The 12388-nt window shown below is 65.2% G+C and carries 10 protein-coding genes; 3 read left to right on the forward strand and 7 right to left on the reverse strand.

The genetic code is table 11. The annotated features are described in order from the left end of the window. Nucleotides 1–64: 64 nt before the first annotated feature. On the reverse strand, nt 65–1597 hold the full coding sequence (gene murJ / locus BJA_RS04065) for a murein biosynthesis integral membrane protein MurJ (protein ID WP_011083625.1): 1533 nt from the start codon (nt 1595–1597) through the stop codon (nt 65–67). Between the two features lie 125 nt (nt 1598–1722). Between murJ and BJA_RS04070 the strand changes: the two genes are divergently transcribed. Continuing rightward, the gene (locus BJA_RS04070) at nt 1723–2724 is read left to right on the forward strand and encodes an adenosine kinase (RefSeq protein WP_011083626.1); all 1002 of its coding nucleotides are present in this window, start codon (nt 1723–1725) and stop codon (nt 2722–2724) included. A 165-nt stretch (nt 2725–2889) separates the two neighbouring features. On the opposite strand, the gene BJA_RS04075 is transcribed toward BJA_RS04070, so the two are convergent. After that, a complete protein-coding gene (locus BJA_RS04075; RefSeq protein ID WP_038965168.1) occupies nt 2890–4083 on the reverse strand; it encodes a serine hydrolase domain-containing protein in 1194 nt (397 codons plus the stop codon). A gap of 347 nt (nt 4084–4430) precedes the next feature. Here BJA_RS04075 and BJA_RS04080 point away from each other — a divergent pair, with 347 nt between their 5' ends. Together BJA_RS04080 and BJA_RS04085 are read left to right on the forward strand one after the other, a co-directional pair. Next, nucleotides 4431–4751, forward strand: a complete 321-nt coding sequence (locus BJA_RS04080; RefSeq protein ID WP_011083628.1) for a hypothetical protein — start codon at nt 4431–4433, stop codon at nt 4749–4751. A gap of 189 nt (nt 4752–4940) precedes the next feature. Next, nucleotides 4941–6434: an NAD-dependent succinate-semialdehyde dehydrogenase gene (locus tag BJA_RS04085; protein WP_011083629.1), complete on the forward strand. Its 1494-nt coding sequence runs from the start codon at nt 4941–4943 to the stop codon at nt 6432–6434. Nucleotides 6435–6485: 51 nt separating this feature from the next. On the opposite strand, the gene BJA_RS42770 is transcribed toward BJA_RS04085, so the two are convergent. From BJA_RS42770 to BJA_RS04105, 5 genes are all read right to left on the reverse strand, one after another. Continuing rightward, nucleotides 6486–6761, reverse strand: coding sequence for a hypothetical protein (locus BJA_RS42770; RefSeq protein ID WP_011083630.1), 276 nt, complete (start codon nt 6759–6761; stop codon nt 6486–6488). A gap of 192 nt (nt 6762–6953) precedes the next feature. Continuing rightward, nucleotides 6954–7376 carry a hypothetical protein gene (locus BJA_RS43945; protein ID WP_231166608.1) on the reverse strand — a complete coding sequence of 141 codons (423 nt, stop codon included), beginning with the start codon at nt 7374–7376 and terminating at the stop codon, nt 6954–6956. Nucleotides 7377–7728: 352 nt separating this feature from the next. Further along, on the reverse strand, nt 7729–9945 hold the full coding sequence (locus BJA_RS04095; protein ID WP_011083633.1) for an SLC26A/SulP transporter family protein: 2217 nt from the start codon (nt 9943–9945) through the stop codon (nt 7729–7731). 283 nt (nt 9946–10228) lie between these two features. After that, a complete protein-coding gene (locus BJA_RS04100; protein ID WP_011083634.1) occupies nt 10229–11143 on the reverse strand; it encodes a phosphoribosylaminoimidazolesuccinocarboxamide synthase in 915 nt (304 codons plus the stop codon). A 93-nt stretch (nt 11144–11236) separates the two neighbouring features. Beyond that, complete coding sequence (locus BJA_RS04105; protein ID WP_011083635.1) at nt 11237–12154, reverse strand: pirin family protein; 918 nt, start codon at nt 12152–12154, stop codon at nt 11237–11239. Nucleotides 12155–12388 lie beyond the last annotated feature (234 nt).

Raw genomic sequence — 12388 nt, forward strand, 5'->3', positions numbered from 1 at the left:
TCGTTTCCAACAGCGGCGCTGCCTCGTCAAGGGCAATTCGATCATCCTGCGCGCCGAGGTCGGGCTAGGCGGGCCGCCGCAAGGCGGCAGCCGCCTCGCGCCAGGAGGCCGCGCCGAGGATTTGCAGGAGCAGGCCGTAGACGGCGATTCCGGCCGCGATCTGCACGCCCAGCACGATGAATTGGATGACGCCATGCGCTTCGGGCGGCACCAGGCCAGCGGTCAGCCAGAGCAGGGCGCCCATGGCGGAAGCGGCGAGCACGATCCGCGGCAGTCGCTTGCGGGCGGCGGTGTCGACCGAGAAGCCGAATTCGCCCGTGCCCTTCCGCAGCAGCGAGAGCGCGCTGCTCCAGGCGCCGGCCGCGATACTCGCGGCGATCCCGCTTGCGCCGAAGAAATGGCCGAGCAGAACCGCAAGCGCGACCGCGACCACAAAACCCTTGGCCGTTGCGAGCAGCGGCGTCATCGTGTCGCTGCGGGCATAGAAGGCCGGTGACAGCGCCTTGATCAGCACGTGGGCCGGCAGGCCCAGCGCCAGCCACATCAGCGCGCGCGCGGTGGCCGTGCTGTCATCGGCGCCGAAGGCGCCATGCTGGAACAGCAGCCGCACGATCGGCTCGGCCAGCACGATCAGGCCGAGGGTTGCCGGCAGCGCGAGCCCGGTCGCAAGTTCCAGCGCGCGCGATTCCGCATGCGCCACCGCGTCGCGGTCGCCGCCGGTGACGGCGCGCGTGAGCTCCGGCACCAGCACCGTTCCCATGGCGACGCCGACGATGCCGAGCGGCAGCTCGATCAGGCGGTTGGCGAAATAGAGCCAGGAGACGGCAGAGGGCGTCGCCGAAGCGATGATCGCACCGGCCACCATCAGCCATTGCGGGCCCGAGCTTGCGATCATGCCGGGAATGGCCTTGGCGAAGAAGCCGCGCATCTCCTTGTCGAAGCTTGCGCGCAACGGTGCGGCAAGCCGTCCGCTTCGCTGCGACAGCAACATGGCGAGTTGCAGTAGCCCGGCGATGCCGACGGTCGCCGCCAGCATCCACGCCGCGAAGGTCGCATCGGCATGCCAGGCCAGCAGCGTCGCGATTGCGGCGATCAGGGCGATGTTGAACAGCAGCGGCGAGAACGCCGTGAGCGCAAAACGCCCCTGCGCGTTGAGCAGCCCCATCAGCACGGTGACGGGGCCGGCGAAAGCGAGATAGGGCAGCATCAGCCGCGCGTTCTGGACGGCGAGATCGAGGCTGCTGCTGCCGAGAAATCCCGGCGCGATCACCGTGATGATCAGCGGCATCAGCAGCGCAATGACGACCGAGATCGCGATCAGGGCCGCGCTGACCGTGCCGAGCACGCGTCCCGCGAAGGCGGAGGCGGCCACCTCGCCGTCGCGATCCCGGACGCGCAGCCAGGCCGGGATCAGCGCCGCGTTCAGGGCCCCTTCGCTGAGCAGCCGCCGCACCACGTTGACGAGCTGGAACGCCGCCAGAAAGGCGTCCGCCACGGCGCCGGTGCCGAGCAGGGCGGCAATCATGGAATCGCGCGCAAAGCCCAGCAGTCGCGAGGCCAGTGTTCCCGTCGAGACGGTCAGGAAGGAGCGGATCATTGCGCGTGCATAATACCGTGGCTTGCCCGCGAAGGCCGGGTCGTGATAGGCCGCGAGCCAGATTTCAGGCCGACAGGAAGCGGATTTTCCCGGCAATCGCAATCCGCCAAACAGGATCAAGGTGAATGGCTGACGTGAAATATGACGTTCTCGGGATCGGCAACGCGCTGTTCGACGTGCTGGTCAGGACCGACGAGGCTTTTCTCGCCAAGCACGGCATGACCAAGGGCAGCATGTCGCTGATCGACGAGGCGCGGGCCGCCGCCATCTACCAGGACATGGGCCCGGCGACGGAAGTCTCGGGGGGATCTGCCGCCAACACCATCGTCGGCATCGGCAGCCTAGGCGCCCGCGCCGCCTATGTCGGCAAGGTCAAGGACGACCAGATCGGCAAGCTCTACGTCCACGACATCCGTGCCGCCGGCGTTGCCTTCAACACGCCCGCCGCGAAGGATGGTCCCGCCACCGGCTGCTCCTACATCCTGGTCACGGGCGATGGCGAGCGCACCATGAACACCTATCTCGGCGCGGCGCAGGATCTGTCGCCGGCTGACATCGATCCGGCCGAGATCGCGAGCGCCGGGATCGTCTATCTCGAGGGCTATCTCTGGGACCCCAAGAACGCCAAGGAGGCCTTCGTCAAGGCGGCCAAGATCGCTCATGACGCGAGGCGCAAGGTGGCGCTGACATTGTCGGATTCCTTCTGCGTCGATCGCTATCGCGACGAGTTCCTGTCCTTGATGCGCAACGGCACCGTCGACATCGTCTTTGCCAATGAGTCCGAGCTGCATTCGCTCTACATGACCTCGGACTTCGACACGGCGCTGAAGCAGCTGCGCAACGACGTCAATCTCGGCGTGGTCACCCGCAGCGAGAAGGGCTGCATGGTCGTCTCGGCGGAAGACGCCGTCGCCGCGCCGGCGGCTCCCATCGCCAAGCTCGTCGACACCACAGGCGCCGGCGATCTCTTCGCCGCCGGCTTCCTCTATGGCCTGGCGCGCAACCTGCCGTACAAGCAGTGCGGCGAGCTCGGCGCGCTTGCGGCCGCCGAAGTGATCCAGCACATCGGCGCGCGCCCGCAAGTGTCGCTGAAGGAGCTGGCGGAGCAGCGCGGGCTGACGGCGTAACGCAAGCCCGCGCCTCGCTCTCCGCTGTCATCGCCCGGCGTGACCGGGCGATCCAGTACTCCGAGACGCCTGTGATTTATTGAGAAGCCGCGGCGTACTGGATCCCCCGCCTTCGCGGGGGATGACAGTCGTCGTGTGGTGAGAGCCGTGCGCGAAGTCGCCCCCTCACGCCGCCTTTTGCCCGCTCCCCGCATCGAGCCCGGCATAGACGCCGCGCTCGAATCCCGCGAACGCCTCCAGGCACTTTCCGTCCGCAAACGGCAACACCTGCATCAGGATCACGCCGGTGACGTCGCGCGCCGGGTCGATCCAGTAATAGGTGTTGGCGAGGCCCGCCCAGGCGAGGCTGTTCGGGCTGCGGCCTTCCGGCGTCTTGGCGGTGTTGATGAGGAAGCTGAGGCCCCACTTCTTCACCTGGTCCGGATAGAGGTCGACGTCGTTGGTGTACATCGGCGCCACCGAGGTCATCTTGGTGACGTTGAGATCGCCGATGTGGTTCTGCCCCATCGTCGCGACCGTTTCGGCCTTCAGCACCTGGTTGCCGTTGCCGCGGCCCTTGTTCAGGATCATCTGCGTGAACCTGATGTAGTCGGCCGCGGTCGAATAGAGGCCGCCGCCGCCCATGCAAAATTCCGGCGCCTGCTCGAGCTCGAACGGGATCGCGCCGAGCTGGCCGTCCTCGCCGCGCGCATGCATGCCGACCAGCCGTTTGCGCATGTCGTCGGTGATCTTGAAGCCGGTGTCGCTCATGCCGAGCGGGGTAAACAGACTGTCACGCAAATACGCGTCCAGCCGCTTGCCGCTGACGGCTTCCACCGCCTTGCCGACGAAATCGATATTGGTGCCGTATTCCCAGCGCGTGCCGGGATCGGAGGCGATCGGCGTCTTCAACGCGGCGTTCTGGCAGGTGATGATACCCGGCGTTCCGGTCTTCTCGAGATAGATGCCCATATTGCCGTTCCACATGTCGTAGCAGAAGCCTGCGGTGTGGGTCATGAGCTGGCGCAGCGTGATCGGTCCCTTGGCCGGCCGCAGCTTCGGCTCGCCCTTGGCGTCAAAGCCTTCGAGCACTTGCGGCTTGGCGAGATCGGGCAGCACCTCACCGATCGGCGCGTCCAGCGACAGCTTGCCTTGCTCGACCAGCTGCATCGCGCCCGCTGTCGTCACCGCCTTCGTCATCGATGCGATCCAGAACACGCTGTCCGCTGTCATCGCGTCGGGCTTGGACAGATCGCGCTTGCCGAACGCGCCCTGATACAGCACGTCGTTACCGCTGGCGGCGATGGCCACGACGCCGGGAATCTCCTTGGCGTCGCTTGTCTTACGCAGAACCTCGTCGATCTGGGCTTGGCTTTGCATACGCGTTTCCTCCGGTTTGATTATTGTTGGAAGTGATCGATTGTCCTCCTGCATGCCCCGCGCGGCAAGCGCGTCGCGATGTCTCCGCCGGTCGCGATGTCGTGACTTGACGACCCGCGCCGCGCGCAGGACGACAAGACGTCTAAACTGAAACACTCCGTCACAATCTGCGGTGGATGGCCGCAACGAACCGTGACCGTGGACGGGCTCCGGCGATATGTTTCGCGTGTTTGAAGCACTTGAAACATTTTGTGCGTTGCGGCGTTTGGCAACGGGCCCAATCAGCCGCGGACGTTAGGACTTGATACAAATTTGGCGGCCGGCACCGGCCGCGAGGGGGACCTCTGATGATTTCAACCTGGAGCGAATGGAAGCGCTATCCCCGTCCCGGACGGGGCGACAATCTCGAGGCGCCGATCTCGCCCGGCATTTACGAGGTCCGCATCGCCGGCAGCGGCGCGCTCTATTCCTTCGGCGCGGTCGACAATCTGGCGCAGGCGCTGGCGCTGCTTCCGGTCGGCTCGAAATCGTGGTTTGGCCGCCGCGACACCACGGGCGTTCCCGATCTCGAATATCGCACCTGTGCGACCTCCTCGAAGTCCGACGCCAAAGCCGCCGCCGAGCGCATGATCGGCCGGCGCGAGACCTATATGAGCGGCGCGGCCTGAGCATGATCCGGACCCGAAGGGCCGCGTTAGCGCAAAGTGTGCAGCGGTTTTCCGGAAAGATCATGCTCAAACAATAAGTTCGCCGCTACGAGCTTAGCTCCCATCTGATGTGCGTTGCGGGGCGGTGCATTACGCGCCGTCTGTCCCTATATTCCGGGCCGATCCGATCGCGCTCCGAGGAGTAACGCCATGACCCCGACTGCCGCCGCACGCGCTCAGCACGCCACCGCCACCCTGCGCGACCGGTTGAAGGACCCGTCGCTGCTGAAGGAGGCCTGCTACATCGACGGCGCCTGGGTCGGCACGCCGGTCTTTGCCGTCAACAATCCCGCCACCGGCGTCGAGCTTGCGAAGGTTCCGCAGCTTGGTGCGGACGATACGACCAAAGCGGTCGAAGCCGCCGAGCGGGCCTTTCCCGCCTGGGCCAAGCACACCGCCAAGCAGCGCTCCAACATTTTGCGCAAATGGTTCGAGCTGATCATCGCCAATCGCGAGGACCTTGCGCTGATCCTCACCTCCGAGCAGGGCAAGCCGCTCTCCGAGGCATTGGGCGAGGTCGACATCGGCGCCGCCTATATCGAGTTCTTCGCCGAGGAAGCCCGCCGCGTCTATGGCGAAACCATTCCGACGCAACGTCCTGATGCGCGCTTGCTCGCGATCAAGCAGCCGATCGGCGTCTGCGGTGCGATCACGCCGTGGAATTTCCCGAACTCGATGATCACGCGAAAAGTCTCGCCGGCGCTGGCGGCCGGCTGCACCGTGGTGCTGAAGCCCGCCAACGAGACGCCCCTGTCGGCGCTGGCGCTGGCCGTGCTCGCCGAGAAGGCCGGCATCCCCAAGGGCGTGCTCAACATCATCACCGGCGATGCGCCGCCGATCGGCAAGGTGCTGTGCGAGCATCCGGCGGTGCGCTTCGTCGGCTTCACCGGCTCGACCGCCGTCGGCAAGATTCTCTACCAGCAGGCCTCCGTCGGCGTGAAGCGGCTCGGCCTCGAGCTCGGCGGCAACGCGCCCTTCGTGGTGTTCGACGACGCCGATATCGATGCGGCGGTCGAAGGCGCGATCGTCTCGAAATACCGCAACATGGGCCAGACCTGCGTCTGCGCCAACCGCCTCTACGCCCAGGACAAGATCTACGACGAGTTCGTGCAGAAGCTGTCGAAGAAGGTCGCGGTGATGAAGATCGGCGACGGCACAGAAGCCGGCGTGACGCAGGGCCCGCTGATCAACCTGAAGGCGGTCGACAAGGTCGAGCGCCACATTGCCGACGCCGTGAAGCGCGGCGCCAAGGTCGTCACCGGCGGCAAGCGCAGCGAGCTCGGACGCTCCTTCTTCGAGCCCACGGTGCTCGCCGACGTCAAGCCGGACTCGCTGGTGGCGCAGGAGGAAACCTTCGGCCCGCTCGCGCCGGTGATCCGCTTCAAGGACGAGGCCGACGTCATCGCGATGTGCAACGCCTCGCCGTTTGGGCTCGCCTCCTACTTCTATTCCCGCGATCTCGGCCGCGTCTGGCGTGTCGCCGAAGCGCTGGAGTCCGGCATGGTCGGCGTCAACACCGGCCTGATCACCACGGAAGTCGCGCCGTTCGGCGGCGTCAAGGAAAGCGGCTTGGGGCGCGAAGGCTCGCGCCACGGCATGGAAGAGTATGTCGAGATCAAATACGTGATGATGGCGGGGGTCTAACCGGCAATCGATGCTGCGCGCCGGCGATTTGAACTCGCCGGCGCGAATGCATCAGCGGCACACGTAGGCGCCGTTCACATATACGCGGACGCATGCTGTGCCGACCGCTGCCGCGCCTACCGCCGCTCCCCCTACGACCGCGCGCCGCGTGGTTCGACGTGCGACGCCGGCGACGCTCGCCGGGGTTGCCGGTCGTCCGACCCTGGCTTCAGCGGCTTGAACGACGAGCGTGATGCCGTCCTCGTGTGACCAATTGATCGAGCCGAAAATTCCACAGCCTAGAACGGCTGCAACAAGTAGCATTCGCTTGGTGCCGGCCAGCTTCATGGCAATCTCCCTCGGGTATCAAAGCCGAGCGATCAGCATTCTCTGGTCATTTGCTCCCGGCTTGATCTGGATCAATGGAGCACAGGAATTGCAAAGCGGCTTGCTCGCTGTTGCGAGGCGTGCGCCGTCTGGCAAAGGTGCAAGATGCGGGAGGCGGCTCGAAAGCCGCCTCCCGCTGATGCGACTGTGCCATTACTGACAGCGATACATGCGGCCGTCCTCCATCTTGGTCAGCGTACCGGGTGTGCAGACCATGCCGTTTCGCCTGCGCCAGTCCTCCGGCGAGTAGGCGTAAGACGCGTAAGGACCGCCGCCCGCATAATAGCCCGGACCGGCCCCCCATCCAGGTGACGTTGCGGCAATCGCGGCGGCTGTGCCAACCGCTGCGACACCTGCTCCGACACCGTAGGCGCCGGCACCATATACGGCGCGCCGTGTCTGTCGACGCGCTACGCCGGCAACGCTCACGGGAGTCAGCGGGCGACCGACCCGCGCCTGTGCACTGTCGACCGACATCGAGACGCCGTGCTCCTCAGACCAGGCGAAGGAGAACAACGTCGCGCAGGCGAAGGTCGAGACTGCTATTGCAATTCTTGTCGCGCATGTACGTGTCATGTTTTTTCCTCCATTGCTGTCTTCCAAATGCGCTTTCGCTGTCCGGGGTCCGTTGCGCGATCCCTGGCGGTCTTCTCGCGCTGGTCTGGAGCGGCGTGCAACCGACGCCGTTTGCGCTCGGCGCAAGCGGGGGCCCTTGCGATAAGAAAAGCTTCATCGGAGGCACGCCGTATCGTACTCGGAGAGCAATGGCAGGCAGGATCATATTGCAGATCGGCGACGCCCGCTATTGTCCCAATGCACCGCAATGGGTCACGCCAACTGCCTCATTGCAATGCTTGGTGGCGCAATCTCATGAGACGGAAGTGCCGTAGCCCGGACTGCGCTTCGCTCCGTCCGGACTACGCGGTCGTTACCGCCGCAGCACCGCGATCGTCCTGTTCGCAAATGTCAGTCGCTCGGCCATGACCGACACGAAATAGGTCAGCAGCTTGCGGCTGAGCGCGGGGGCCTCGTCCCTGATCGCGTCGAACTGGTGCGTGTTCAGCACGTAGAGCACGCTGTCGACCTCGGCCTGGATCGTCGCGCTGCGCGGCGTCTGCGACACCAGGCCCATCTCGCCGATCGTGGTGTAGCGCCCGAGGCTTCGGACCCGCGTCATGCCATTCTGCTCCGCGGGGATCATGATCCCAACGCGGCCGTCGAGGATGAAGTGCATGGAATCGGCGGCATCGCCGGCCTGCACGATGATTTCGCCGGCCTCGACCTCGAGGCGCTGGCAGCGGCGGATCAGTTCGTCGGCATCGTCCTCGCTGTCGAGAATCCCTGCGAACCAGTCGCGCAAATTCGCCTCTTCCTGCGCCAGGCCCTGATGCTGCGCGATGAGCTCGTTCTCGCACCACTCCAGCGCATGATCGAGCTCGGGAATGACGGTGACGCCGTCGCCGAGGAAATCGCTGGAGCGCAGCACCTTCTCGGCCGCGGCTGGCAGGTACACCAGGATCAGCTCGACGCCGAGGTCGCCGGCGCTGCGCTTGATCTGGGCAAAACTGTAGGCGGCCGACGAATCGACGCCGGTGACGAGCTTGAAGTCGAACAGCAGATAGCGGCACTCCGGGCGTTCGTGCAGCAGCTTCTTGACGTGCTGATAGAGCCGGTTGGCGGACCCGAAGAACAGATAGCTCTGGAGATTCAGGCCCTGAATCTTGCCGCCATGAGCGAGCAGCACCTCCTGGTCGTCGCGCGAGCGATCGAGCGAGGAGCGATATTCGGCGCCGTCAAAACTGTATTTGATCGATTCGACCCGCGCCGCGCTGAATGCGAAGGTCGCGCAGCCGATGATCACGCCGATCAGGATGCCCGGCACGAAACCCCAGATGACGATGATCGCGATGATGGCGACCAGCGACAGATATTCGAGCTTCGAGAGCCGCTTGCGCGACTCGATGAGCCATTTGTGGAGCTGATCGGCGCCGAGATAGAGCAGCAGGCCGCCGAGCACGAATTTCGGCATGAAGCCGAGCAGCTCCGGTGCGATCGCGAGCATCAGCAGTGATATGGCCGCAACCGTGAAGCCGGACAGGCGTCCGCGGCCGCCGCTGCTGAAATTGAGGATCGAGCGGCTGACCGAGATGCAGCCGGCATAGCCGGCGAGCGCGCCGGACAGGATATTGGCGGCGCCGGTAGTGTTCAGCTCCCGCTCAAGATTGGCCTCGCGGTGAGCGGCGACCTCGATGCCGGTGGTGTTGAACAGGGTGCTGGAGGCGCTAACGAAGATGACGGCGACGACGTTGCCGAGCAGGTCCGGCACGGCGAACCACGGATAGTGCGCGAGGTCGTCGATGTGCCAGGGCAACATGAAGGTCGCCGGCGGCGGCGGCTGGAACATCCAGCCCAAAGCGCGCGCCTCCTCCGGCGAAATCCCGGCGATCCGGAACGCCAGATGCGCGGCGAGCATGCCGCCGACCAGGATGATCGGCAACCCGAACGCGTTGCGCGAGCGGTGCCACGTCAGATAGAGCACCAGCGCCATCGCGCAGGCGGCGCCCAGCTCCGACATCGTGACGCCGTTGGTGAAGCGCGGCAGGGTGGCAAACTGCACGGGATGATCGGTGATCACCCGGATCGCGCCCATCACGATCAAGAGCCCGGTGGCGCCGAGAAAGCCGCCGATCACCGGATAAGGCACGTAGCGGATGGCGCGGCCCATCCGCGTCAGTCCCAGTCCGCACAGCACGATCCCGGTCAGCATGGTCGACAGGCCGAGCGTGATCAGGACGGGCGAGAGCAGCGGCGCCGACAGATTGGCCGCTTCAATGCGTTCGACCAGTGAGGCGGCCAAGATGCCCGTCACTGCGGCGGTCGAGCTGTCGGGGCCGGCGACCGCGAAGGGCAGGGAGCTTCCCAGCCCGATGACAGCCGCAAGGACCGCGGAGCTGATGAAAGTCGCGGCGATGCCGTAGGACAGATAAGGCGACAGCGGCCCGGTGAAGATCAGCAGCGCGTAGGATAGCCCGAAAGTGACGGCCAGGACGCTGGCGGCGCTCCCGCCCAATATATCATTCAGCGCACGCCTGAGGGCCGGGTTGAAACGGGCAGCCGGACTGAAAATAATTGCTGGATCGGTCACGCGGTTGCGCTCGCCCCTGAAAAAGTCCCGTCCGAGACGTAGACGACTGCGGACTTAGCGCAACAGGATTCTTGTAACTATGAAATATCCGACAGTTTCGGCGATGGCATGTGAACGGCCAATCATGCGTGAGGGAATAGAGCCGGATGGACAATGCCGGAGCGGCGCACCGACCCCCTCCACGTCATTGCGAGCGTAGCGAAGCAATCCAGAATCCCTCCGCGGAAAGACTCTGGATTGCTTCGTTGCGCTCGCAATGACGAGTTTGTGGCAGCAACTGCGCCTAAATCTTCAGCTCTTTCCCCGTCACGCGCCGATACGCCTCCAGATACCGTTTGCTGGTCGCCTCCACCACGCTCGCCGGCAGCGGCGGCGGCGGGGCGTCGCCGTTCCAGCGGCCGGCGCGGCGCTCGACGTCGAGATAGTCGCGCAGCGGCTGCTTGTCGAAGCTCGCCTGTGGCTGGCCGGGCTTGTAGGCATCGACGGCCCAGAACCGCGACGAATCCGGCGTCATCACCTCGTCGATCAGGATGATGCGGCCGTCCTTGTCGCGGCCGAACTCGAACTTGGTGTCGGCGATGATGATGCCCTGCTCGCGCGCCAGCTCCTCGCCGAGCGTGTAGATCGCGCGCGTCATGCTCTCGAGCGTGTAGGCTGTCTCGTCGCCGACCACCTCGCGCATCCGCGCAATCGTGATGTTCTCGTCATGGCCGGTCTCGGCCTTGGTCGCCGGGCTGAAGATCGCTGGCTCCAGCTTCTCGCTCTCGACGAGGCCGGCCTTCAGCTTCTCGCCCGCGAGCGTGCCGCTGGTGGCGTATTCCTTCCAGGCCGATCCCGAGAGATAGCCGCGGATCACGCATTCGATCGGAAACACCGTGGTGCGGCGGGAGAGCATGGCGCGGCCGAGGATCTCGGCGCGATGCGGCTTCAAGGCGGGCACGGCCGCGATGATCTCGTCGGTGTCGGCGCTGATCATGTGATGCGGCACCACGCCTTCAAGCTCGCCAAACCAGAACGCGCTGATCTGGGTCAGCACCGCGCCCTTCATCGGGATGGTCTCGCCCATGACGACGTCGAAGGCGCTGATGCGGTCGGTGGTAAGGAGCAGCAGGCGGTCGTCGTCGACGGCATAGATGTCGCGCACCTTGCCGCGCCCGATCTTGGGGAGCGGCAGGTCGCTGGAGAGCATGGTGGTCATCGGCAAAGCTTTCGCAGACAGATCTTTCGAAGGCATGGCCTTCAGGCGGGAAATCCGGCCGCGCCTGACGGCACGGCCGGAAACCGGATTAGCCTATTCCGGCAACGGAATGAACTCATGTTCCTGAGGAACCGCCGCGAAGCGGCCGGTTTTCCAGTCCTGCTTGGCCTGCTCGATCCGATCCTTGCTGGAGGAGACGAAATTCCACCAGATGTGGCGCGGGCCTTCCAGTGCATCGCCGCCGAGAAACATCATTCGCGTGGCCTTGAGTGCCTTCACGGTGATGCGGTCACCGGGGCGGAAGATCAGCAGCCGCGGCCCCTCATAGCGCTCGTTCGCGATCTCGACCTCGCCGTCCACCACGTAGATCGCGCGCTCCTCGTGATCGGGGTCAAGCGGCACGCTCGCGCCCGCGACCGCCGTGACCTCGGTGTAGAACCAGGGCGAGACCATGGACACCGGCGACGTGATGCCGAAGGCGGAGCCCGCGATCACCCGCGCGGTGAAATCCCGCTCGGAGATCATCGGCAGGTCGCCGGCGCCGTAATGCTGGAACGATGGCGCGATCTCTTCCGATCCGGCCGGCAGCGCGATCCAGCTTTGCAGGCCCAGCATCTGCTGGCCCGAGGCGCGCTGCGCATCCGGCGTGCGCTCGGAATGCGCGATGCCGCGGCCCGCCGTCATCAGGTTCATCGCACCGGGCGCGATCTCCTGGACGTTGCCCTCGCTGTCGCGGTGCATGATCGAGCCGTCGAACAGATAGGTGACGGTGGCAAGTCCGATATGCGGATGCGGCCGCACGTCCATGCCCTTGCCGGAAACGAACTGCACCGGGCCGAAATGATCGAAGAAGATGAAGGGTCCGACCATTTGCCGCCTGCCATGGGGCAGCGCGCGCCGCACGACGAAGCCGTCGCCGAGGTCGCGCGTGCGCGGCACGATGACAAGATCGAGCGCATCGCAGGACATGGGATCGCCGAGCACGGGATCGTTGGAGGGTTGCCAGCTCATGATGGACTCCTTTTAACTTTCTTGGGCACGATCGTAGCAGGATTTGGCGTCGCCGTCGCGACAAAGCCGGACAAGATGTCGTGGGGGCGGCGGTGCCACATTCTCAACTGTCTTCGCCCGCGAAGGCGGGCGATCCAGTACGCCGCGGACCATCGATTTAATCATTGCCGTCTCGGAGTACTGGATCGCCCGGTCAAGCCGGGCGATGACGGTTGTGGTGCGGATGGTGCTTGA

The organism is Bradyrhizobium diazoefficiens USDA 110, from assembly GCF_000011365.1.
GTDB lineage: Bacteria > Pseudomonadota > Alphaproteobacteria > Rhizobiales > Xanthobacteraceae > Bradyrhizobium > Bradyrhizobium diazoefficiens.

What these genes read in the sequence shown, in the direction of transcription:
- murJ (WP_011083625.1), bottom strand. Translation starts at nt 1,597, where the DNA reads ATGATCCGCTCCTTCCTGACCGTCTCGACGGGAACACTGGCCTCGCGA.
- BJA_RS04070 (WP_011083626.1), top strand. Translation starts at nt 1,723, where the DNA reads ATGGCTGACGTGAAATATGACGTTCTCGGGATCGGCAACGCGCTGTTC.
- BJA_RS04075 (WP_038965168.1), bottom strand. Translation starts at nt 4,083, where the DNA reads ATGCAAAGCCAAGCCCAGATCGACGAGGTTCTGCGTAAGACAAGCGAC.
- BJA_RS04080 (WP_011083628.1), top strand. Translation starts at nt 4,431, where the DNA reads ATGATTTCAACCTGGAGCGAATGGAAGCGCTATCCCCGTCCCGGACGG.
- BJA_RS04085 (WP_011083629.1), top strand. Translation starts at nt 4,941, where the DNA reads ATGACCCCGACTGCCGCCGCACGCGCTCAGCACGCCACCGCCACCCTG.
- BJA_RS42770 (WP_011083630.1), bottom strand. Translation starts at nt 6,761, where the DNA reads ATGAAGCTGGCCGGCACCAAGCGAATGCTACTTGTTGCAGCCGTTCTA.
- BJA_RS43945 (WP_231166608.1), bottom strand. Translation starts at nt 7,376, where the DNA reads ATGACACGTACATGCGCGACAAGAATTGCAATAGCAGTCTCGACCTTC.
- BJA_RS04100 (WP_011083634.1), bottom strand. Translation starts at nt 11,143, where the DNA reads ATGACCACCATGCTCTCCAGCGACCTGCCGCTCCCCAAGATCGGGCGC.
- BJA_RS04105 (WP_011083635.1), bottom strand. Translation starts at nt 12,154, where the DNA reads ATGAGCTGGCAACCCTCCAACGATCCCGTGCTCGGCGATCCCATGTCC.